The sequence below is a fragment of the Streptomyces sp. NPDC001700 genome (assembly GCF_053596435.1).
Genome location: NZ_JBSFGE010000018.1, coordinates 13,602 through 35,690, shown reverse-complemented (window position 1 = coordinate 35,690; position 22,089 = coordinate 13,602). Strand labels below are relative to the sequence as shown.

Genomic DNA, 22,089 nt, shown 5'->3' with positions numbered 1-22,089 from the left:
GTGCTCAGGACAGTCCTCCGACGGCTCCTGGTCGTCGTCCCGATGCTATGGGGCATCGCCACGGTGGCGTTCTGCCTGGTCAACCTGATCCCCGGATCCCCGGCGCGCACCATCCTGGGCGACGGCGCCACCGCCGAGCAGGTCGCCGCGCTGGACCGGAAGATGGGCTACGACCGGCCGCTCGCCGCCCAGTACTGGTCGTGGCTCTCGCATGTGCTGCGCGGCGACTTCGGCACCTCGCTGCTCACCAGCAGGCCGACCACCGCCGATGTCGGCGCCCGGCTGCCCATCACCCTCTCGGTCGTCGTCGGCGCCGTGCTGCTGACGGTCGTCGCCGGGGTGGCCGTCGGCGTGCTCAGCGCGATCGGCGGGCGGCGCCTGGACCGCGCGGGGCAGAGCGTGCTCAGCTTCTTCATGGCCGTCCCCAGCTTCTGGCTGGGCGTGCTGCTGGTCTTCCTGCTGTCCATCCGGCTCGGCTGGCTGCCCGCCACCGGCTATGTGCCCTTCGCCCAGTCCCCCGGCCGCTGGCTCGCCTCGATCACCCTGCCGTGTCTGTCGGTGGCGGCGGTCGGCATCGCCACCGTCGCCCGGCAGACCCGGGGCGCGATGCTCGACGTACTCAGCAAGGACTACATCCGGACGCTGCGCGCCACCGGCGTCTCCAACCGTTCGCTGATCTTCCGGCACGCGCTGCGCAACGCCTCCATTCCCATCGTGACCAGCGTCGGCTTCCAGTTCATCGGTCTGCTCGGCAGCACCGTCATCGTGGAGCAGGTCTTCGCGCTGAACGGCCTCGGGGCGCTGACCCTTTCGGCGGTGAACGGAAAGGACTTCCCCGTGGTGCTCACCGTCGTCCTGTTCACGACCAGCATCGTGCTGGCCGCGAACCTCCTCGTGGACGTCGCCAACGCCTGGCTCAACCCGAAGGCGAGGCGGGCATGAGCGTCGGCGTGAACACCGAGGCCGTGGCGGCCGGGCCGGGCCGCCACCGGCGTGCGGGCGAGAAGGGCGCGGGCCGCGCGCGCGGCGTGCTGCGCCGCCCCGGGACCTGGCTGAGCCTGGGGTGGATCACCGTGGTCGTCCTCGGCAGCCTCTTCGCCTCCGCGCTCGCCCCGCACGACCCGCTCGACCAGGATCTGAGCCGCGTCTACCAGGGCCCGTCCGGCACGTACTGGCTCGGCACCGACTCGCTCGGCCGCGACGTGCTCAGCAGGCTGATGCACGGCGGGGCCCTCAGCCTGCTGGGCTCCGGCGAAGCCGTCCTGGTCGCACTCCTCATCGGCATCCCGTTCGGGCTGCTGGCCGGCTACCGGGGTGGCTGGGCCGACGCCGTCATCAGCCGGATCGCCGAGGCGCTGATGGCCCTGCCCGTGATCATCATCCTGCTCGCGGTGGTCGCGGTGTACGGGCGCGGGTTCGCGGTGTCCATGGGGGCCCTGGGGGTCATCTTCTCCGCCGCCATCATCCGGCTGGTGCGGGCGACGACGACGGCCGTGCGCGGTGAGCTGTACGTCGACGCCGCCCGCGTCTCGGGGCTGCGGGCGCCCCGCATCGTCGTACGGCACGTGCTGCCCAACGTCATCGCGCCCGTGCTCATCCAGAGTTCGCTGACCCTGGGCACCGCCCTGCTGATCCAGTCCGGCCTGGGCTTCCTCGGCCTCGGCCCGCAGCCGCCCGCGCCCAACTGGGGAGCGGGCATCGCCGAGGCCGCCACCGCCATCAACCAGGACGCCTGGCTGATGGTCCCGACCGGGGGCGTGCTGGTCCTCACCGTCCTGGCCTTCAACTTCCTCGGCGACGCGCTGCGCGACGCGGCCCCCGCGGGCCGGGGAGCGGCGGCCACCGGACGCTTCTTCGGCCGCCGCCCCCTCCCCGGCGGATCCGGTACGACGGAGCCCGACGACGACGGCGTGCTGCTCCGGGTCCGGGATCTCGTGGTGTCCTTCCCCGAAGCGGACGGGGGCGACCAACCCGTGGTCGACGGTGTCGGCTTCGACGTCCGGCCGGGCGAAACCGTCGGCCTGGTGGGCGAGTCGGGCTGCGGTAAGACCGTCACCGCGCTGTCCGTCCTCGGCCTCGTCCCGGGCGCGGGACACCTCGGGGAGGGACAGATCCTGTTCGACGGGGCGGACCTCGCCCGGATGCCGGAGAAGCGGCTCGCGGCGTACCGAGGACAGCGGATCGGCTACATCGCGCAGGAGCCGATGACCGCGCTCGACCCGTGCTTCACCATCGGGTCCCAGCTCGTCGAACCGCTGCGGCGGCACCGCGGGCTGGACAAGGCCAGGGCCCGGGCACGCGCCGTCGAACTGCTGAGCCTGGTCGGCATCCCGCGCCCGGAGCAGATCTGCCGTTCGTATCCGCACCAGCTCTCCGGCGGCATGGCGCAGCGCGCGGCGATCGCGCTCGCCCTGACCGGCGAGCCCGATCTGCTGATCGCGGACGAGCCGACCACCGCCCTCGACGTCACCGTGCAGGCCGAGATCCTCGATCTGCTGCGCTCGCTCCAGGCGGAGCTGGGCATGGCGATGATCCTGGTGACCCACGACCTCGGGGTGGTCGCCGACATCTGCGACCGGGCGGTGGTGATGTACGCCGGGCAGGTGGTCGAGGAGGGCACCGTCGACCAGATCTTCACGGCCGCCCTGCACCCCTACACCCGTGCCCTGCTGCGCTCCACGCCGGAGCGCGAGGAGACGGCGGGCCCGCTGCCCGCCATCGAGGGGACGGTGCCGCAGCCGCGCGACTGGCCGGCCGGGTGCCGGTTCGCCGCGCGCTGCGCGTTCGCGACCGAGGCCTGTTCGGCGGCGCCCGTGCCGATGCTGGTGCGCGACCCCGCGTCCGGCGGCCCGCGCGCGGCCCGTTGTATCCGTGCCGACTCCTGGAAGGCGGTGGACCATGAGCGCGCTGCTGGAGCTGTCTGACCTCGCGGTCACCTACCCGGCGCCCGGCCGCCGTTCCGCGCCGCTGCGCGCGGTGGACGGGGTGAGCCTGCGCGTCGAACCGGGCGAAACGGTCGGCCTGGTCGGTGAGTCCGGCTCGGGCAAGTCGACCATCGGCCGGGCCGTCCTCGGCCTCACCCGCGCCGCCGAGGGGCGGATCTCGTTCGACGGCGCGGACATCACGCACGCGTCCGCGCGCGCCCGCCGCGCGCTCGCGTCCGAGCTGCAGGTCGTCTTCCAGGACCCGTACAGTTCCCTCAACCCGAGCCATCCGGTGGGCAAGACGCTCGCCGAGCCGCTGCTGCGGCGGACGGGGACGAGCCGGGAGCAGGCGGGTGCGGAGATCCGGCGGCTGCTGTCGGCCGTCGGGCTGCCCGACGACGCGGCGGACCGGCATCCGGCGCGGTTCTCGGGCGGTCAGCGGCAGCGCGTCGCCATCGCCCGGGCGCTGGCGGTCTCGCCCCGTCTGGTCGTCTGCGACGAGCCGGTCAGCGCGCTGGACGTGTCCACCCAGGCCCAGGTGATCAATCTGCTGGCCGCGCTCCAGGCGGAGCTGGGGGTGGCGTATCTGTTCATCGCCCATGACATCGCGGTCGTACGGCACATCTCGCACCGCGTCGTCGTCCTCTACCGGGGCCGGGTCATGGAGTCGGGGCCGACCGCCGAGGTGTGTCTGCGGCCGAGCCATCCGTACACCCGCGCGCTGGTGGCGGCGGCCCCGGTGCCGGATCCGGCGCTGCAGCGCAAGCGCCGCCAAGTGCGGCGGGCCTCGGTGTCGACCTCGACGGCGGCAGCCGGGGCCGTGGACGGGGTGGGGTGCCCCTTCGCGCCCCGCTGCCCGCATACGGCTCAGGTGTGCTGGTCGGCGCGGCCCGCCCGCACCACGGTGGGCCAGGTGGAGTTGAGCTGCCACCGGTACGATCCGGGCTCGGGCCACCCCGACGCGGGCACGTCGCTTCCCGGCCTCTCCCTGACGGAAAACGGACATGGGCGCCAACCCTGATAAGGGTTCCGGTATACTCCGTCCCATGGAGGGACCTTGGCTATCAGGTGAGGAAATGGCGCCGACGAAGACACTGAAACGCGGAGCCAAGGTCGCCGAGGCGCTGGCGCAGGAAATCGTCCACGACATCGTGAAGCGCAAGCTGCCCCCGGGCACGCTGCTGCCGTCCGAGGCGCAGATGATCGAGGACTACGGCGTGGGGCGCGGTTCGCTCCGCGAGGCGCTGCGGATCCTCGAAGTCCACGGGCTCATCACGATGAAGCCGGGGCGCAACGGCGGCCCGATGGTCATCGAGGTGCGCACCCGTGACTACGGCCGGATGTCGACGCTCTTCTACCACCTCGGCGGCGTCACCTTCAGCGAACTGCTGGAGGCGCGGCTGGTGATGGAGGCGACGATGGCCCGGCTCGCCGCCGAGCGCAACGCGCCGGAGCTGGGTGAGCAACTGGCCGAGTCGTGCGAGAAGTCCGTGGTGGACGACGACGATCTGTACTTCGCCGCGACCCACGACTTCCACCGCAAGGTGTCGTCCATGTCGGGGAATCCGATTCTCAACCTGGTGAGCATGTCGCTGGAGGACATCTTCCACGACCAGGTCAGCGGCTTCCTCTTCCCGCCCGACCGGCGCGAGGACGTGCAGGCGACGCACAAGGCCATCGCGCGGGCCATCGCCAAGGGGCAGGCCGCGACGGCGGAGCGGCTGATGCGGCAGCACATGCAGGAGTACGCGGACTATGTGCGCAGGCGCCACCCCTCCCTCGTCGACCAGGTCGTCAACTGGCGCTGAGCGGATCGCGCGTCGCGGGTCAGCGGCCGCGCCAGACGGGTTCGCGTTTCTCGGTGAACGCCGACGCTCCCTCGCGGGCGTCCGCCGAGGAACGGACCGGCTCGTAGATCGCGTTCTGCCGGGCGAAGGCCTCCTCCGCGGGCCACTGCCCGCCCTCGCCCAGGACCCGCTTGGTGGCCCGTACGGCCAGGGGGCCGTTCTCCGCGATCCGGCTCGCCAGTGACAGCGCCCCGGCGAGGGCACCGCCGGGCGGCGTGAGCCGGTTGACCAGGCCCGCCGCGTGCGCCCGCGCGGCGTCGATACGGTCCCCGGTCAGCGCCCACTCGGCCGCCGTGCCCAGCGGCACCCGGCGCGGCAGCCGCAGCAGGCCGCCGCCCCCGGCCATCAGTCCGCGGCGCACCTCGGGGAGTCCGAACCAGGCGTTCTCGGCGGCCACGATCAGATCGCAGGCGAGCGCGATCTCGAAGCCTCCGGCCAGTGCGAAGCCTTCGACGGCCGCGATGAGCGGTTTCGCCGGGGGCGCCTCCACCAGACCGGCGAAGCCGCGGCCCGGCACCGAGGGGCGTTCGCCCGCGAGGAACGCCTTGAGGTCCATTCCGGCGCTGAACGTGCCTCCGGCGCCGGTCAGCACGCCCACGCGCAACGTGTCGTCGGTATCGAGCCGTTCCATCGCGGCGCCGATCGCCCGCGCGGTGGCGGTGTTGACGGCGTTGCGCACCTCGGGGCGGTCGATGGTGACGACGAGGACGGCGCCCTGCGTTTCGACGGTGACCTCGGGGCTCATCGCGCCTGCATCCGGATCGCGCCGTCGAGGCGGATCGTCTCGCCGTTGAGCATGGGGTTGTCGATGATGTGCAGCGCCAGCCGGGCGTACTCGTCGGGGACGCCGAAGCGGCGTGGGTGCGGCGCCATGGTGGAGAGCGAGTCGCGCACCCGCTGGGGCAGCCGGGCCAGGATGGGGGTGTCGAAGAGGCCGGGGGCGATGGTGCACACCCGGATCAGCTTGCCTGCCAGGTCACGGGCGGCCACGAGGGTGAGTCCGACGATGCCCGCCTTGGCGGAGGCGTACGGGAGTTGGCCGATCTGTCCTTCCCAGGCGGCGACGGAGGCGGTGAGCACGCAGACCCCGCGCTCGCCGTCGACCGGTTCGTTCCGGGCCATCCGGGCGGCGGCGAGGCGCAGCACGTTGAAGGTGCCGATCAGGTTGACGCGTACGACGGACTCGTAGAGGTCGAGGGAGCCGGGTTCGCCGTCGCGCTCCACGACGCGCATCGCCCCGCCCCGGCCCGCGCAGTGCACGAGCGTGCGCAGCGGGCCGAGGGCTTCGGCGGCCGCGACGGCTTCGGCGACGGCGTCGGGGTCGGTGACGTCGGCGGGCACGAAGTGGGCGCGGGCGCCGAGGTCGGCGGCCACGGCCTTGCCGTCGGAGGCGGGCAGGTCGAGCAGGACGGTCGGCACCCCGGCGGCGACCAGCCGCCGGGCGGTGGCCAGTCCCAGACCGGAGGCCCCGCCGGTCACCACGGCGGACCCTGATGTGACGTCCATGGCTGGTCGCCTCCTTGGCTTGGTGAGTGAGGTGGTGTGGGGTTCAGGGCGCGCCGAGGTTCTCCAGGATGAGGGCGTTGGCCATGCCGCCCGCCTCGCACATGGTCTGGAGTCCATAGCGGCCACCGGTGTCCTCAAGGTGGCCGAGCAGCGTGGTGGCCAGCCGGGCGCCGGAGGCGCCGAGCGGGTGGCCCAGGGCGATGGCACCGCCCCGGGGGTTGAGCCGGTCGCCGGGGAACCCGAACTCGGCCTGCCAGGCGAGCGGCACGCTCGCGAAGGCCTCGTTGACCTCGGCGGCGGCGATGTCGTCCAGGGACAGGCCTGAGCGGTGCAGCACGCGCCGGGTGGCGGGGAGGGGGCCGGTGAGCATCAGCAGCGGATCGTCGCCGCATACGGCGGAGGCCACGATCCGGCCCCGTGGGGTGAGCCCGAGGGCGGCCGCGCGCTCTTCGCTCATCACCAGGAGCGCCGCGGCGCCGTCGGTGAGCTGGGAGGCGTTGCCCGCGGTGATCTTGAAGTCGAGGTCCGGGAAGCGGCGGTGGTAGCCGGATGCGGCGAAGGCCGCCGGGAGTTCGGCCAGCCCCTCGGGGGTCGCACCGGGGCGGATCGTCTCGTCGGCGGAGACGACGCCGTCCGGGGTGGCGACGGGCACGGTCTCGCGGGCGAACGCGCCGTCGGCCACGGCCTTGGCGGCCCGCTCGTGGCTGCGCGCGGCGTAGGCGTCGAGTGCCGCGCGGCTCAGCCGCCACTTATCCGCGACGAGTTCCGCCGCGATGCCCTGCGGCAGCAGCCCGGGGGCGTACCGGCGGGCCACTCCCGCGCCGAAGGGGTCGGCGCCCATGCGGGCCGACCCCATCGGCACGCGGCTCATCGACTCCACTCCGGCCGCGATCACGGTCTCGTACGCCCCGGCGACCACTCCCTGCACGGCGAAGTCCAGCGCCTGCTGGCCGGAGCCGCACTTGCGCTCGATGGTCACCGAGGGCACGTGCTCGGGAAGTCCGGCGGCCAGCCAGGCCTGCCGCCCGGGGGTCGCGGACTGCTCACCGGCCTGTCCGGCGCAGCCGACGAGGACGTCGTCGACGGTGCCGGGGTCGATGCCGGTGCGGTCCAGGAGCGCGAGGAGGACCGCCGCCAGCAGGTCGACCGGGTGGACGCCGGAGAGCGCGCCACCGGGTTTTCCCCGGCCCATGGGAGAGCGCACGGCGTCGACGATGACGGCTGCGGGCATTGGGTTCCCCCAGATCCTCGGCGTTCCCTTGACATAGAAACTATGCATACCTTTACCATGGATTCGTGTCCGGAACCATGGTGAACGAACCCGCGGACGGCCTCTCCGAGCAGCAGCTCGAAGTGCGCCGCATGGCACGGGCACTGGCCCGGGAGCACTACGCGCCGCTGGCCGCGCGATGGGACGCGGAGCGCGTACCGCTTCCGCACGAGGAGCGCCGCAGGCTCGGCGAGCTGGGACTGCTCGGCATCACGCTGCCCGAGGAGTTCGGCGGTTCCGGTGCCCCGGTGCTCGACGCGCTCGTGGTGATCGAGGAGCTGGCGAAGGAGTGCCGCCCGGCGGCGTTCCAGGTGTTCGAGTGCAACACCGGCCCGGCCACCGTCGTCAATCTGCTCGGCAGCGACGATCTGCGCGCCCGCTGCCTTCCCCCGATCATCCGTGGCGAGGCGACGATGGCGGTGGCGATCTCCGAGCCCGACGCGGGCTCCGCCGCCACCGACATGACCACCCGCGCGGTCCGGGACGGCGCCTTCTACCGGGTCAGCGGATCGAAACGATGGATATCGGGCGGCGGTCACGCCGATCAGTACCTGCTCTACGCACGGCTCGCCGATGTGCCCGGCGCACGCGGAATCGGCGCGCTGGTGGTCGACGCCGACACCGCGGGCATCTCGTACGGCGCGCAGGAGAAGCTGATGGGCTTCCGCGGCATCCCGTCCTGCGACATCCACTTCGACGACGTACGGGTCCCCGCCGCCAACCTGCTGGTGGACGCCGGCCGCTTCCGCGAGCTGTTCACCGGCTTCTCCCTGGAGCGGCTCGGCAACGCGACCATGAGCCTGGCCCTCGCCCAGGCCGCCGTCGACCGCACCGTGGACTATGTGCGGGCCCGTACGGCCTTCGGCAAGCCCCTGATCGAGTTCCAGGCCACTCAGCTGACCCTCGCCGACATGGTGCTGCAGGTCGAGGCGGCGCGGCTGCTGGTCTACCGGGCGGCGCGGGGCGCCGGGCGGGGGCTGCCCTCACCGCTGGAGGTCTCGCTGGCCAAGTGTGCGGCCAACGAGACCGCCAAGCGCGTCACCGATCTGGCCATCCAGCTGCACGGTGGCAACGGCTACACCGAGGAGTACGGCATCGAGCGGCTGCACCGCGACGCCCACGGCTGGGCGCTGGCGGGCGGCACACCCACCATGCAGCGCACGCGCATCGTCTCCGAGCTGCTCGGCCGGAGCTTCGACCAGCGTCGCTGACCCCTGGACCCGTGGGGACACGAACGCGAAGGAGACCGCCCATGCCGTTCGAACTGCCCCCGCGCCACCTGGATCTGCGTGAGCGCGCCACCGAACTCGCCGAGCGGCTGCGCCCCGGCGCCGACCGCGCCGACGCCGCCACCGGCATCGACCCTGCGACGCGGGACGCGCTGCGCGAGAGCGGTCTGGTCCGGCTCACCGTCCCCGCCGCGCACGGCGGGGAGGACGAGCGGGTGGACCCCCTCGCCGTCACGGTGGTGCGCGAGGCGCTGATGGCCGTCTCCGGGCATCTGGACTCGCTGTTCGCCATGCAGGGCATCGGCGGCTTCGCACTGTCCGCGGCCGCTCCTCGGATACGGGACGCCTGGCTGCCCCGGGTCGCCGCGCTGGAGGCGATCGCCGCGCTGGCGCTCACCGAGCCCGAGATCGGCTCCGATCTGCGGTCGGTCGCCACCCGCGTGACCGAGGGCGACGGCGGGCTCGTCGTCAGCGGCCGCAAGTCCTGGATCACCAACGCCGGTGCGGCCGACTTCTACACCGTGCTGTGCCGGGAGGGCGACGGCCACAGCCTGGTGCTCGTCCCCGCCGACGCCCCCGGCGTACGGGTGGAGAGCGGCCCGGACATCATCGCCCCGCACATCCTCGGCACGGTGTTCCTGGACGACGTGAGGGTCCCCCCGGACCATCGGATCGGCGAACCGGGCGGCGCGTTCCCGCTGGTGCTGCGGACCCTGTCCACCTTCCGCGTCTCGGTGGCGGGTTCGGCCGTCGGCCTCGCCCAGGCCGCGCTGGACGAGGCCGTACGGCACACCACCTCGCGCGAACAGTTCGGCGAACCGCTCGCCCGGCTCGGCCCCCTCCCCCATCTGCTGGGCACCTCGTGGATGGAGATCGAGTCCGCGCGCGCCCTGACCTACACGGCGGCGTCCAGGGCGGCCGAGGACCCGGCGGCGGCGCTCCCCTGGTCGTCGATGGCGAAGGTCGCGGCGACCGAGACCGCGGGCCGGGTGGTGGACCGCTGTGTGCAGATGATGGGCCGCTTCGGCCTCGTCACGGGGTCCACCATCGAACGGCTCTACCGCAACGCCCGGCCGATGCGCATCTACGAGGGCGGCAACGAGGTGCTGACCGGCCAGCTCGCCAAGACGCTCACGCGAGGCCGGGGCTGAACCCTGGCCCCAAAACCATGACTATGGTTATATCAGTTCTGTTCGAGTCATCGCCGCCGCACGGACAAGGGGTGAGATGAGGACCTACACGGACCTGGTGCCGGTCTTTCCGGACCAGCGCGACTGGACCCTGGCGACCGTGCTGCGCCACCAGGCGGACGTCCGCCCCGAGGCGGTGTTCCTCGACGTACCGGAGGAGCACCGCACCTTCAGCTACGCGCGGAGCCTGGAGCAGGCCGAATCCGTCGCCGACGCGCTGGCCCTGGCCGGTGCCGACCCCGGCGACCGGGTGCTCGTGATGGCGGCCAACTCCTCGCAGTTCGTGCGCACCTGGCTCGGGGTGTCGCTCGGCGGCTACGTCGAGGTGCCCGTCAACACCGCGTACGAGGGCGTGTTCCTCAGCCACCAGCTGGTGACCGCGGGCCCGCGCTGGGCGGTGGTGGACGACGTACTCGCCGCCCGGTTCCTCGCCATCGCCGATGACGCCCGCGCCATCGAATGCTTCTGGGTCATCGACACCGGTTCCCGCGACAGCGCCCTGCGCGCGCTGCGCGACGCCGGGTGGCGGGCGGAGCCCTGGGAGGAGCTGGCGCGCGGCGCGCGGCCGGGGGCGCGCCCACCAGCACCCGCCCCCGCCCCCTCATCACTCGCGTCCATCTTCTTCACCTCGGGCACCACGGGCCCCTCCAAGGGCGTGGCGATGCCCCACGCCCAGATGCATTTCTTCGGCGAGGAGGTGGTCAGCCTCCAGCGGCTGACCGCCGACGACGTGTACTTCACCTGCACTCCGCTCTTCCACGGCAACGCCCAGTTCATGGCCGCGTATCCGGCGCTCATCGCCGGGGCGCGGCTGGTGGTGCGGCCGCGCTTCAGCGCCAGCCGGTGGGTCGGCCAGCTGCGCGCCTCCGGCGTCACGGTCACCAACCTCATCGGCGTGATGATGGACTTCATCTGGAAGCAGGAGCCCCGGCCCGACGATGCCGACAACCGGCTGCGCTCGGTCTTCGCGGCGCCCACCGCCGGATCCATCCTGGCGGGATTTCGCGAGCGCTACGGCATCGGCTCGTTCGTCGAGGTCTTCGGGCTCACCGAGACCAGCGCGCCGATCCTCAGCCCCTACGGCGAGGAGCGCCCGGCGGGTGCCGCCGGGCTGCGGGCCGCCGACTGGTTCGACATCCGGCTGGTCGACCCGGACACCGACGTGGAAGTGGCGACCGGCGAGATCGGCGAGCTGGTCGTCCGCCCGAAACACCCCTGGACGTGCAGCATGGGCTACTACGGCATGCCCGAGCGCACCACCGAAGCCTGGCGGAACCTCTGGTTCCACACCGGCGACGCACTGCGCCAGGACGCGGACGGCTGGTACTACTTCGTGGACCGCTACAAGGACGCGCTGCGCCGCCGGGGCGAGAACATCAGCTCGTACGAGATCGAGCAGGCCCTGCTCTCCTGCGATGCCGTCCTGGAGTGCGCCGTGATCGGCGTCCCCGCCGGGGTCGAGGCGGGCGAGGACGAGGTGCTGGCCTGTGTCGTCGCCGCGCGGGACACCGACCCCGCCGAGCTGTGGGAGTGGTGCGAGGGACGCGTCCCCGCGTTCGCCGTGCCCCGCTTCGTCCGCTTCGTCGACCGGCTCCCGAAGACCCCCTCGGAGCGGGTGCGCAAAACCCAGCTGCGCGCCGACGGCGTCACCCCCGGCACCCACGACCGCCTCGCCCCGCGCGATGCGGAAACCCCGCGCGGCACCGCCGCCCCGGTAAGGGAGCGCACCGCGTGAGCGGGGAGCGGGGCAGCTGCCCCGGGCCGCTCGCCGGGGTCACCGTGCTCGAACTCGGCACCATGTACGCGGCCCCCACCGCGGGACGGATGCTGCGCGACTTCGGCGCCCGCGTCATCAAGGTCGAGGACCCGGCGACCGGGGACTTCGCCCGGCAGTGGCTGCCGCGCCACAACGGCCTCGCACTCGGCTTCGCCCGGCTCAACGCGGGCAAGGAGTCCATCGGCATCGACCTGCGCCGACCCGAGGGCCGCGACCTGGTGCGCAGGCTCGCCGCGCGGGTGGACGTGGTGCTGGAGTCCTTCCGGCCCGGCAGGCTGGAGGAGTGGGGGCTCGGCTACGACGTGCTGACCGCCGACAACCCCGGCCTGGTGCTCACCCGCGTCTCCGGCTTCGGCCAGACCGGGCCGTACCGGGGCCGCCCGGGATTCGGCACGGTGGCGGAGACCGCGAGCGGCTACGCGTTCACCAACGGCTGGCCCGACACTCCGCCCACCTCCCCGCCGTTCGGTTTCGCCGACTCCATCGCCGGGCTCTCGGCCGCCTTCGGCACGGTCACGGCGCTGCTGGCCCGGTCCCGCACCGGCCGGGGCGACGCCGTGGACGTGGCCCTCTACGAACCGCTGATGTTCATCCTCGGCGACAGCATCCTGCGCTACACCAGCAGCGGTGAGATACAGCAGCGGGTCGGGAACGGCTCCGGCTCCGCGTCACCGCGCGGCATCTACCAGGCGGCGGACGGCAACTGGCTGTCCATCGCCGCGTCCTCGCAGTCCATCGCGCTGCGCCTGTTCACCGCCATGGGCCGCCCCGAGTTCGGCGACGATCCCCGGTTCGCCACCAACCCGGCGCGGATGGAGCACAACGAGGAACTGCAGCGCCTGGTCGGCGCATGGGTGGGCCAGCGGCCGCGCGCCGAAGTACTCGCCGACCTGGAGGCGCACGAGGTGGTCGCCGCGCCCGTCAACGACGCCAGGGACATCGTCGAGGACCCGCACTTCCGGATGCGCACCCTGGTCGAACTGGCCGGTACCGCGCTGGGTCCGGTGCTGGTGCCGGGCCCGGTCGTCCACCTGGACAGCTACCCGGGCCCGCTGTACGAGGGGGTGCCCGGCATCGGCGAGCACACCGTGCCCGCGCTCACCGAACTGCTCGGCCTCACCCCCGGGGAACTGGCCGAACTGGCCGGGTCCTCGGCCGTGGCCCCGGACCGGACCCGCGTGCCATGACGGGCGTCGATCTGTCGGGCCGGGTGGCGCTGGTGACCGGCGGCAGCCGTGGCCTCGGCCGGGAGATCGTGCTCGGCCTGGCCGCCGCCGGGGCCGACGTCGTGATCGCCAGCCGCACCCTGGAGCGCTGCGCCGAGGTCGCCGCCGAGGTGCGCCGGACCACCGGGCGGCGTGCCCTGCCGTACGCCTGCCACGTCGGGCGGTGGGACGGGCTCGACGCCCTGGTCGACGCCGCGTACGCCGAGTTCGGGCGGCTCGACGTCCTCGTCAACAACGCGGGCATGTCGCCGCGTTACGACACGGTCGCGGACATCGGCGAGGTCCTCTTCGACAAGGTGATCGGGGTCAACCTGAAGGGACCGTTCCGGCTGGCGGCGCTCGCGGGTACCCGGATGGCCGCCGACCGGGGCGGAAGCATCATCAACATCAGCAGCACCGCCGCCGTACGCCCTCGCGCCGACGTCCTCCCCTACGCCGCCGCCAAGGCCGGGCTCAACGCCCTCACCGCGGGCCTCGCCCATGCCTTCGGCCCCACCGTACGGGTCAACGCCATCATGCCCGGGACCTTCCACACCGACGTGACCGCCGCCTGGGACATGGACGCCTTCGCCGCCCGCGCGGCGGGCTTCGCGCTGCGCCGGGGCGGGCGGCCCGCCGAAATCGTCGGCACGGCGCTGTACCTGGCCTCCGGCGAACTGTCCTCGTACACCACCGGCTCGGTCATCGCCGTAGACGGCGGTCAGCCGTGAAGGGAGCGGGTCCGAAGTGATCATCGATGTGCACTGCCACGCCTGGCCCGACGCCCTCGCGGAGCGCGCCCTCGGCGGCCGGGTGCCCCAGCTGGAACGGCACGGCGACGGCAAGATCTCCACCCTGCACCGGGTACTGGCCCGCTCCGGCGTCGACAAGGGCGTACTCCTCGGCATCGCCGACACCGCCCGGCACGTCGACGCGGTCAACCGCTTCGTCGCCGCCCAACGCGGCCCGGACCTGCTGCCCTTCGGCACCGTCCACCCGGACCTGCCGCTGGAGGACAACCTCGCGAGCCTGCGCCGCCACGGCATCGCGGGGGTCAAACTCCACTCCCTCTTCCAGGGATTCGCGTACGACGACCCGAGGCTGTGGGACCTGCTGGAGGCGTTCGGCTCGCGGATCGCCGTCATCGCGCACGTCGGCGCGGGCGGCGACCGGCAGAGCAATGAGCGGGCCACGCCCGCGATGATCCGCGCCATCGTGCGGCGCTTCCCCGCGCTGCGGCTGATCGCCTGTCACTTCGGCGGCTACCACCGGCTGGAGGAGGCGGAGGAGCAGCTGCTCGGCGAGGACGTCCTGCTGGAGACCTCATGGCCGCCGACCATGGCCCGGCTCGCACCCGAGCGGGTGCGCGCGATCATCGGCAGACACGGCGCGGACCGGGTGGTCTTCGGCTCCGACTGGCCGATGGCCGACCCCGGCGCGGAGATCGCGGCCATCCGGGCCCTCGGCCTCTCCGAGGAGGCCACGGCGGGCATTCTCGGCGGCAACGCCGCCCGCCTCCTGGGTCAGGACGCGACATGACCGCCCCGAACCCCGCCCCCTCCCCCGCGTCCGGCAAGGACGTGCTGGTCGAGCGGCGCGGCGACGCCACGTGGATCACCCTCAACCGCCCCGACCGCCGCAACGCCTACGACCCGGCCATGGCCGAGGCGGTGGCGGCCGCCGTCGACGCGGCCAACCGCTCCCGCGCGGTCGTCATCACCGGCGTGCCGGGCAGCTTCTGCGCCGGGGGCGCCCTCACCGGCCTCAGCCAGCCCGATGTGACCGCGATGCGCGGCCTCTACCGGGCCTCCCTGCGGCTCTTCGACGCCGTACGGAACTGCCCGCGCCCGGTCATCGCCGCCGTGGGCGGCGCGGCGGCCGGGGGCGGCAACGAACTCGTCGTCGCCTGCGACCTCGCCATCGCCGCCGAGTCGGCGACCTTCGGGCAGACCGGCCCCCGGGTCGGCAGCTCCCCCGTCACCGGCGCCACCAATGTGATGGGGGTGCAGATCGGCGAGAAGCGCGCCAAGGAGATGGCCATGCTCTGCCGCCGCTACTCCGCCGCGCAGGCGCTGGAGCTGGGGCTGGTCAACGCCGTGGTGCCCGACGCCGAGCTGGAGCCGACGGTCGAGTCGTGGATCGCCGAACTCGCCCGGCTCAGCCCGCGCTACCTGGAAATCACCAAGATCAGCTCCAATGTGTGGTGGAACGCGGCCCGCGACTCCTTCAGCAGCGGCCTCGGCATGCTCGTGCAGTCGATCGGCAGCCCCGACATGGCCGAAGGCGCGCAGGCGTTCCTCGACAAGCGCCGCCCCCGCTTCCCCGGACCCGACGCCTGACGGAGGCACGCCATGCACATCGTCGTGGTCGGCGCCTCCCTCGCGGGCGTCCGCACCGTACAGCTGCTGCGCCGCAGGGGCAGCGACGCCCGGATCACCCTCGTCGGGGCCGAACCCACGGTCGCGTGCGACCGGCCGCCGCTGTCCAAGAGCTATCTCGCCGACCCCGGCGCCGAGGCCCCGCCGCTGCTGTCGGCGGCGGAACTCGCCGCGCTCGGCGTCGAACCGCTCCTCGGCACGACGGCGACCAGCCTGGACCCCACGGGCCGCACCGTCGCGCTGCGCGGCGCGCCGCCCCTGCCGTACGACGCCCTGGTGATCGCCACCGGCTCCGTTCCCCGTACGCTCCCCGGGCTGGGACCGCGCCCCGGTGTGCGGGTGCTGCGTACGGCGGAGGACGCGGCGGCCATCCGGGCGGGATGCCGGGCGGGGGCCCGGCTGGTGGTCGTCGGCGGAGGATTCGTCGGCGCCGAAGTGGCATCCACCGCCCGGTCGCTGGGCTGCGCGGTCACCGTCATCGAACCGCAGCCGGCGCTGATGACGCGCGGTCTCGGGCCGGTGCTCGGCAAGGCCCTCACCGGACGCCACGTCCGGCACGGCACCGAGGTGCGGCTCGGGGCCACGGTGGCGGGCGTCGAGGACGACGGCCGGGGCGGGCTCCGGGGCGTCACGCTCGGGGACGGCGGGCTCGTCCCGGCCGATCTGGTGGTGCTAGGCGTCGGTTCCCGGCCCGCCACCCGGTGGCTCGAAGGGTCCGGGCTGGCCCTGCGGGACGGCGTCGTATGCGATCGGCACCTGGGCGCGCTGGGGGCGGCGGATGTGTACGCGGCCGGGGACATCGCCCGCTGGCACCATCCCCGCTACGGCGCGGACCTGCGCGTAGAGCACTGGACGAACGCCGTCGACCAGGCCTCCGTCGTAGCCGCCAACCTCACCGGGGCGCCCCTGGTCTGCGACGCGGTGCCGTATGTGTGGTCCGACCAGCTCGGCGGCCGGTTGCGGATCCACGGCCGGGTCGGCGCGGGGGACGAGGTCCGGATCGTCGCGGGGGATCCGGACGAGGGCGACTTCGCGGCGATCGCGGGAAGCGGGGGCACGCTGCGGGCGGTCGTCGGGTTCGGCATGGCGCGTGAACTCGCCCCGTTCCGGAAGCTGCTGGAGGCCGGGGGCGGCTGGCACCAGGCGCTGGCGCTCGCCGAAGAGCGGCGCGCCGCGCGCGCGGGCGGGTGAGGGGACGGCGATGACACTCGACCGAGCGACGTCGGAATTCCTCGCCCGCGCGGCCGCGAGCGGGGCACCGCCCCTGCACGACCTGACGCCGCGACAGGCCAGGGACCGCTTCGCCGCGATGAGCCGCCTGTTCGGCGCGGGGCCCGCCATGGCGAGCGTGGAGGAGACCACCGCCCCCGCCGCCGACGGCGGCGCCGCCGTACCGGTCAGACTGCTCGTCCCGGACGACGCGCCGCGTGGGGTGATCCTCTACCTGCACGGCGGCGGGTGGGTCGTCGGGACGCCGGACGAGTTCGACACCCTGGGCCGCAGGCTCGCCCGGCGGACCGGATGCGCCGTGGTCCTGCCCGGCTACCGGCTCGCCCCGGAACACCGCTACCCCGCCGCGGCGGCCGACGCCTGGACCGCGCTGCGCTGGGCGGACGAGTGGCGGGCCCGCGTCGCGGGCCCGGCGGCGCCGCTGATCGTCGCGGGGGACAGCGCGGGCGGCAACCTCGCGGCGGTGGTGGCCCAACGGGCCCGGGCCGAGGGCGGTCCGGCCGTCGCGGCGCAGGTACTCCTGTGCCCGGTCACCGACTGCGACCCGGACACCGCCTCGTACGCGGACCCGGCGAACCAGCTCCTCCTCACCCGCGCCACCATGCTCTGGTACTGGGACCACTACGCCCCCGACGCCTCCGTCAGGCGCCACTCCACCGCCTCCCCGCTGCGCGCCGCCGACCTCACCGGGCTGCCACCGGCCGTCGTCGTCACCGCCGGGCACGATGTGCTGCGCGACGAGGGTGAGGCGTACGCGGACCGGCTGCGCGCGGCGGGGGTGCCGGTGGAACACCGGCGGTTCGAGGGCCTGATCCACGGCTTCGTCACCCTGCTCGACCTGCTGCCGGTCGCCAGTGCCAATGCCCTCGGCTATGTGGCCGACCGGCTCGACCACCTCCTGGACCTGCCTCGGAGCCACCCGTGAACCCGTACCGGTCGATCCTGTTCGTGCCCGCCCACAAACCGGCCTGGGCCCAGAAGGCGCTGGCGGCGGGGCCGGACGCCATCGTCCTCGATCTGGAGGACTCGGTGCCCGACGAGCTGAAGGCGGCGGCCCGGGCCCAGGCCGCCGCCTCCGTCACCCGGCTGCGCGCGCTCGATCCGGCGGTGGGCCTGCTGGTGCGGGTCAACGGCCTCGCCACCCGGCTCACCGGCGCCGACCTCGAAGCGGTCGTCGTCCCAGGGCTGTCGGGCATCTTCGCGCCGAAGATCGAGCAGGCCACCGACGTGCTGCGCTACGACGCCCTGCTCGACCACTTCGAACTGCGGGGCGGTGTGACGGGACTCCAGTACATCGTCCCCGTCGAGACGGTCCGGGCCATCCACAACTGCCGCGACATGGCGGCCGCGTCGCCGCGCGTCGCCGCGATGATCGGCCCGACCGCCGAGCACGCCGACATCGCACGCGAGGTCGGCTTCGAATGGTCGCCGGGCGGCGAGGAGACGCTGTACCTGCGCAGCCGGGTGCTCCTCGCGTGCCGCGAGGCCGGGCTGCACGCCCTCACCGGCCTGTGGGAGCGCGTCGACGACCTCGACGGCCTCCGTAGCTTCGCCCGGCGCGGCCGGGCACTCGGCTTCCGGGGCATGGTCGCGATCCACCCGTCCCATGTGCCGGTCCTCAACGAGGTGTTCTCGGCCACGCCGGAGGAGACCGCCTTCTACACCGGACTCGTCCGCGCCTACGAGCGGGCGGCCGCCGACGGCAGCGGCGCGGTGCGCTACCGGGGTCTGCACATCGACAGGGCGCACTACGACAAGGCCGTCCAGTGGCTGGCGACCTGGCAGGGGCGGCTCACGGGGTGAGCGCGGCGTGGCCGGATGCGCCCCAGATCTTCCGGTACGCCTGCCGGTAGCCCCGGGGGTTCCAGCTCGTGGCGCCCGCGCTGTTGGCGACGGTGGCGATGTGGACCGGGGCGCTGTAGCGGCTGGGGCCCCGGCCGGAGAACGCCCGGTTGAACTCGTCGATGATCTGCCAGCCCTGCTGGGACAGCGGCTCCGGAACGGTGGCGGCCTGGTACTGCCGGTGGTTGACGCGCTGGAAGGCGGAGGGGTCGCCGTCGCCCGCGCCGATGTTGAAGGGCGGTCCTGAGCCCCGCTTCCCGGCCGCCCGGAGGGCCGGGGCCGCGTCCGCGAAGTACAGGTCGTTGATGGCGACGGAGTAGGTCCACTCGTCGCGGAAGCGCGAGACGAGGGAGGAGACCTCCTGGGGGGTGCGGCTGCCCGCGTCCGGGATCGGGATGTTCTGGTACGCCAGCAGCCTGACGTCCCGGCAGGTGGCCAGCTCCTTCCGGATCAGCTCGGACTTGTTCCTGGCGAACGGGATCGAGGCGTCGGTGAAGACGACGACGCCCGCCCGCCCGTTGGATCGCGCGATCACCCAGTCCGCGCTGATCCTGGCCGTGTCCTCGACCCTCGTGGTGACGTTGGTGAACAGCCTCGGCTTCCTGCTGGGGCCGGGCGACGCGACCGCGTGCCAGCCGACGAGCGGGATGCCCGCCGCCTGGGCCTGCGCGACCTGCCGCGCGGTCGAGTGGGGGTCGAAGCCGCCGATGACGATGCCCGACGGCCGCAGGGCGACGGCCTCGCTCAGCGCGGCCTGGATGCCCGCGGGGGTGCCGCCGCCGTCGATCACCCGCACGCGCCAGCCGATGGCCTTCGCCGCGTCCCGGACCCCCTGCGCGGTGCCCGCGACACCGGGGTTGGTCATGGTCTGCGCGACGTAGACGATGGTCTTGCCGGACACCGCCGAGGGGCCGCGGGTCGGGCCGTTCCAGGGGACGTTCGTCCGCTCGGCCCGCTCGACGGCGGCCTTGGCCCGGGCGAGGACGGCGGGGCAGCCGCGCGGCCCCGAGGTGGCGTCCCCTCCCCCGGCCGACGAACCGCGCTCGCACCCGGCGAGGACGGCCGCCGCCAGCAGTGCGGCGGTGGCGGCCTTACGACCGGCGGACACGCGAACTCCTCGCGGTGATGCCGGTCCGCAGCCGCCGTCGCGCGGAGTACCCGGCCAGGCCGACGACGATGAGCAGGGTGCCGCCGTTGAACAGCGGGGTCACCCAGAACTGGGCGCCGAGCTGGCCGATGCCGGAGAGCCCGATGGCGAGGACCGCCACCGCGACGAGGGTGCCCATGGCGTTCGCGCGGCCGGGCTTGATGGCGGTGGAGCCGAGCAGGGCACCGGCGAAGGCGGGCAGCAGATAGTCGAGGCCGACGCTCGGGTTGCCGAGCTGCTGCTGCGCCGCGAGGAGCACCCCGGCGCAGCCCACGACCAGGCCCGATACGGCGAAGGCGCAGATCGAGTACCGGCGGGTGGGGATGCCGACGAGGTCGGCGGCGCGGCGGTTGGAGCCGACGACGTACAGATACCGGCCGAGCGGCAGCCGCTCCAGCAGCACCCAGAGGGCGACCGCCAGGGCGAGTACGTAGAAGGCGGGGACCGGCAGGCCGAGGAAGGTGGAGTCGTAGAGGTCGGTGAAGGCGGCGGGCAGTCCGTCCGGGCCGGGGACGATCCTGCCTCCGCCAGTGATCCAGCCGGTGATGGCGTAGAGCATGCTGCCGGTGCCGAGGGTGGCGATGAACGAGTCGATCTGGCCGAACTCGGTGATGACGCCGTTGAGCACGCCGACCGCAGCGCCGCCGACGATCACGGTCAGGCAGGCCAGCGGCCAGGGCCACCCCGCGTGGACGATGAGCTGCATCACCAGCACATGCGCCAGGCCCAGGCCGTATCCGATGGAGAGGTCGAAGTTGCCGGTCACGATGGGGACCGTCGCGCCGAGCGCGAGGAGGGCCGGGATCGACTGGTTGGCCAGGATCGAGGAGATGTTGTCCAGGGTCGGAAAGGTGCGCGGCAGGGTCACGGAGAAGACCAGGAACAGCAGGGCGGTGAGGGCCAGCAGGCCGTACGTGCCGATGAGGTGCCCGCCCGGGCGGGCGCGGTTCGTCATGGTCCGGGGGGTGTTCCGGGCGGCGTTCCCGGTGATGTTCCGTGCGGCGTTCCCGGTGATGTTCCGGGCGGCGTTCCCGGGTCGGGCAGTGCCGACGCCGCCCGGGTGAGCCCCGCGACGGTGAGCGACGCGCCGCTCAGCTCGGCCGTCACCGCGCCCCGGACGAACACCAGGGCGCGTCGGCACACCCCCGCGACCTCCTCGAAGTCGCTGGAGATGAGCACGGCCGCGAGACCGTCCGCCAGCGCGTCGTCGAGCAGGCGGTGGAGCGCGGCCTTGGCGCCGATGTCCACGCTCGCGGTCGGCTCCTCCAGGATCAGTACGCGCAGGTCCCCCCGGAGCCACCGGCCGATCATGACCTTCTGCTGGTTGCCGCCGGACAGGGTGGCGATGGGGACCTCGCTGTCGCGGGGGCGCACCGAGAACCGTTCGAGCAGGGCGAGGGCCTCGGCCCGCTCCCGGCGCGGGCTGATCCAGCGCCGCGTCGGCCGGTCGCCCGCGCGCGGGTTGGCCAGCAGGTTCTCCCGTACGGTCAGTTCGGCGGCGCAGCCCTCCTCCACCCGGTTGCCGGTCACCAGGCCGACCCCGGAGGCGACGGCGGCGGCGACCGTACGGGGGTGGTACGGCCGCCCGTCCAGGAGCGCCCGCCCGGCGGTGAGCGGCCGGGCGCCCGCGAGGGCCCGGCTCAGCTCCCGGTGCCCGGCGCCGGTGAGCCCCACCAGGCCGAGGACTTCCCCGGCCCGCAGTTCGAGGGAGACGGGCCCGGCCCCGGCGGTCCGGACGCCGTCGAGGGTCAGCACGGACGGGCCGCCGGTGGGGGCCGTACCGGGCCGGTAGCCGGTCGGTTCGTCGCCCACGATGTCCCGCACGAGGCGGCTGGCGCCGTGTTCCGCCAGCGGGCCCTGGCTGACGAGGCGGCCGTCGCGCAGCACCGCGAAGGCGTCGGCGACCTCGTACACCTCGTCCAGGCGATGGCTGACGTAGAGGATGGCGTGGCCCTGGTCGCGCAGGGTGTGCAGGACGTCGAAGAGCCGGGCGCAGTCGGTGGCGGGGAGGCTGGCGGTCGGCTCGTCGAGGACGATGAGCCGCGCCCGTACGGCGAGGGCGCGGGCGATGGCGACCAGGGAGCGTTCGGCGGGGGCGAGGTCGGCGATCCGGGCGTGGGCCGGGAGGTGTCCGGCGACGGTCCGCAGCACCTCCGTACCGCGCTCCCGGGTCCGCCGCCAGGAGATCAGCCCGCCACGGCGCGGATACCCGGTGGTCAGGGCGATGTTCTCGGCGGCCGTCATCCACTCCACGAGGCCGAGGTCCTGATGGGTGAAGGCCATGTTCCGGGCGGCGGCCTCGGTCCCGAGCGGATGCCCGGCCACCGTCACCGTCCCGCCGTCGGCGGGGTGGTATCCCGCGAGCACCTTGATGAGGGTGGACTTCCCGGCGCCGTTGGGGCCGAGCAGGGCGAGCACACTGCCCCGGTGGATGTCGAGGTCGACGCGGTCCAGCGCGAGCGTCCCGCCGAATCGCTTGCTGAGACTCCGGATACGGACGAGCGGTTCGAGCGGTTCGCCTTCCCACCTCACATCCGAGACCTT

Annotated in this window: 20 protein-coding genes; 14 read left to right on the top strand and 6 right to left on the bottom strand. The window is 73.6% G+C overall.

Annotated features, from left to right (window positions below; translation table 11 throughout):
* The 4 genes from ACWC5C_RS29105 to ACWC5C_RS29090 are packed head-to-tail and all read left to right on the top strand — an operon-like array spanning position 1 to position 4,732.
* A complete protein-coding gene (locus ACWC5C_RS29105) occupies positions 1-942 on the top strand; it encodes an ABC transporter permease (RefSeq protein WP_450880121.1) in 942 nt (313 codons plus the stop codon).
* Positions 939-2,924: a dipeptide/oligopeptide/nickel ABC transporter permease/ATP-binding protein gene (locus ACWC5C_RS29100; protein WP_450880119.1), complete on the top strand. Its 1,986-nt coding sequence runs from the start codon at positions 939-941 to the stop codon at positions 2,922-2,924. Before ACWC5C_RS29105 ends, ACWC5C_RS29100 begins: the two co-directional genes overlap by 4 nt.
* The gene (locus ACWC5C_RS29095; RefSeq protein WP_450880117.1) at positions 2,899-3,945 is read left to right on the top strand and encodes an oligopeptide/dipeptide ABC transporter ATP-binding protein; all 1,047 of its coding nucleotides are present in this window, start codon (positions 2,899-2,901) and stop codon (positions 3,943-3,945) included. The genes ACWC5C_RS29100 and ACWC5C_RS29095 overlap by 26 nt, the downstream gene beginning before the upstream one ends.
* Positions 3,946-4,000: 55 nt before the next feature.
* On the top strand, positions 4,001-4,732 hold the full coding sequence (locus ACWC5C_RS29090; RefSeq protein ID WP_450880115.1) for a FadR/GntR family transcriptional regulator: 732 nt from the start codon (positions 4,001-4,003) through the stop codon (positions 4,730-4,732).
* A 19-nt stretch (positions 4,733-4,751) separates the two neighbouring features.
* Here the strand turns inward: ACWC5C_RS29090 and ACWC5C_RS29085 are convergent, their stop codons facing one another.
* Genes ACWC5C_RS29085 through ACWC5C_RS29075 form a run of 3 tightly spaced genes read right to left on the bottom strand, consistent with a single transcriptional unit; the run spans position 4,752 to position 7,508 of the window.
* Positions 4,752-5,516, bottom strand: coding sequence for a crotonase/enoyl-CoA hydratase family protein (locus ACWC5C_RS29085; RefSeq protein ID WP_450880114.1), 765 nt, complete (start codon positions 5,514-5,516; stop codon positions 4,752-4,754).
* The gene (locus ACWC5C_RS29080; RefSeq protein ID WP_450880112.1) at positions 5,513-6,277 is read right to left on the bottom strand and encodes an SDR family NAD(P)-dependent oxidoreductase; all 765 of its coding nucleotides are present in this window, start codon (positions 6,275-6,277) and stop codon (positions 5,513-5,515) included. The genes ACWC5C_RS29085 and ACWC5C_RS29080 overlap by 4 nt, the downstream gene beginning before the upstream one ends.
* Before the next feature lie 43 nt (positions 6,278-6,320).
* On the bottom strand, positions 6,321-7,508 hold the full coding sequence (locus ACWC5C_RS29075; protein WP_450880110.1) for a thiolase family protein: 1,188 nt from the start codon (positions 7,506-7,508) through the stop codon (positions 6,321-6,323).
* Positions 7,509-7,573: 65 nt separating this feature from the next.
* On the opposite strand from ACWC5C_RS29075, the gene ACWC5C_RS29070 reads away from it, so the two are divergent.
* From ACWC5C_RS29070 to ACWC5C_RS29025, 10 genes are all read left to right on the top strand, one after another.
* Entirely contained in the window at positions 7,574-8,758 is a 1,185-nt protein-coding gene (locus ACWC5C_RS29070) for an acyl-CoA dehydrogenase family protein (RefSeq protein ID WP_450880108.1), read from the top strand.
* A gap of 41 nt (positions 8,759-8,799) precedes the next feature.
* Entirely contained in the window at positions 8,800-9,927 is a 1,128-nt protein-coding gene (locus ACWC5C_RS29065; RefSeq protein WP_450880106.1) for an acyl-CoA dehydrogenase family protein, read from the top strand.
* A gap of 76 nt (positions 9,928-10,003) precedes the next feature.
* Positions 10,004-11,701, top strand: a complete 1,698-nt coding sequence (locus ACWC5C_RS29060; protein WP_450880104.1) for an AMP-binding protein — start codon at positions 10,004-10,006, stop codon at positions 11,699-11,701.
* The gene (locus ACWC5C_RS29055) at positions 11,698-12,930 is read left to right on the top strand and encodes a CaiB/BaiF CoA transferase family protein (protein WP_450880102.1); all 1,233 of its coding nucleotides are present in this window, start codon (positions 11,698-11,700) and stop codon (positions 12,928-12,930) included. The genes ACWC5C_RS29060 and ACWC5C_RS29055 overlap by 4 nt, the downstream gene beginning before the upstream one ends.
* Positions 12,927-13,679: an SDR family NAD(P)-dependent oxidoreductase gene (locus ACWC5C_RS29050; RefSeq protein WP_450880100.1), complete on the top strand. Its 753-nt coding sequence runs from the start codon at positions 12,927-12,929 to the stop codon at positions 13,677-13,679. Before ACWC5C_RS29055 ends, ACWC5C_RS29050 begins: the two co-directional genes overlap by 4 nt.
* Positions 13,680-13,695: 16 nt before the next feature.
* Entirely contained in the window at positions 13,696-14,487 is a 792-nt protein-coding gene (locus tag ACWC5C_RS29045) for an amidohydrolase family protein (protein ID WP_450880098.1), read from the top strand.
* Positions 14,484-15,287, top strand: coding sequence for an enoyl-CoA hydratase/isomerase family protein (locus ACWC5C_RS29040; protein ID WP_450880096.1), 804 nt, complete (start codon positions 14,484-14,486; stop codon positions 15,285-15,287). The genes ACWC5C_RS29045 and ACWC5C_RS29040 overlap by 4 nt, the downstream gene beginning before the upstream one ends.
* Positions 15,288-15,299: 12 nt before the next feature.
* A complete protein-coding gene (locus ACWC5C_RS29035; protein ID WP_450880094.1) occupies positions 15,300-16,517 on the top strand; it encodes an NAD(P)/FAD-dependent oxidoreductase in 1,218 nt (405 codons plus the stop codon).
* Between the two features lie 10 nt (positions 16,518-16,527).
* A complete protein-coding gene (locus tag ACWC5C_RS29030; RefSeq protein WP_450880092.1) occupies positions 16,528-17,481 on the top strand; it encodes an alpha/beta hydrolase in 954 nt (317 codons plus the stop codon).
* A complete protein-coding gene (locus ACWC5C_RS29025; RefSeq protein WP_450880090.1) occupies positions 17,478-18,359 on the top strand; it encodes an HpcH/HpaI aldolase/citrate lyase family protein in 882 nt (293 codons plus the stop codon). Before ACWC5C_RS29030 ends, ACWC5C_RS29025 begins: the two co-directional genes overlap by 4 nt.
* Here the strand turns inward: ACWC5C_RS29025 and ACWC5C_RS29020 are convergent.
* From ACWC5C_RS29020 to ACWC5C_RS29010, 3 genes are read right to left on the bottom strand one after another with little or no spacing between them, the layout of a single operon-like run.
* The gene (locus tag ACWC5C_RS29020; protein ID WP_450880088.1) at positions 18,349-19,506 is read right to left on the bottom strand and encodes a substrate-binding domain-containing protein; all 1,158 of its coding nucleotides are present in this window, start codon (positions 19,504-19,506) and stop codon (positions 18,349-18,351) included. The two genes, ACWC5C_RS29025 and ACWC5C_RS29020, sit on opposite strands and share 11 nt — an antisense overlap.
* The gene (locus tag ACWC5C_RS29015) at positions 19,490-20,500 is read right to left on the bottom strand and encodes an ABC transporter permease (RefSeq protein WP_450880086.1); all 1,011 of its coding nucleotides are present in this window, start codon (positions 20,498-20,500) and stop codon (positions 19,490-19,492) included. Before ACWC5C_RS29015 ends, ACWC5C_RS29020 begins: the two co-directional genes overlap by 17 nt.
* Positions 20,497-22,077 (bottom strand): sugar ABC transporter ATP-binding protein, encoded by a 1,581-nt coding sequence (locus tag ACWC5C_RS29010; protein WP_450880084.1) that lies wholly within the window; start codon positions 22,075-22,077, stop codon positions 20,497-20,499. Before ACWC5C_RS29010 ends, ACWC5C_RS29015 begins: the two co-directional genes overlap by 4 nt.
* Between the last annotated feature and the right edge of the window lie 12 nt (positions 22,078-22,089).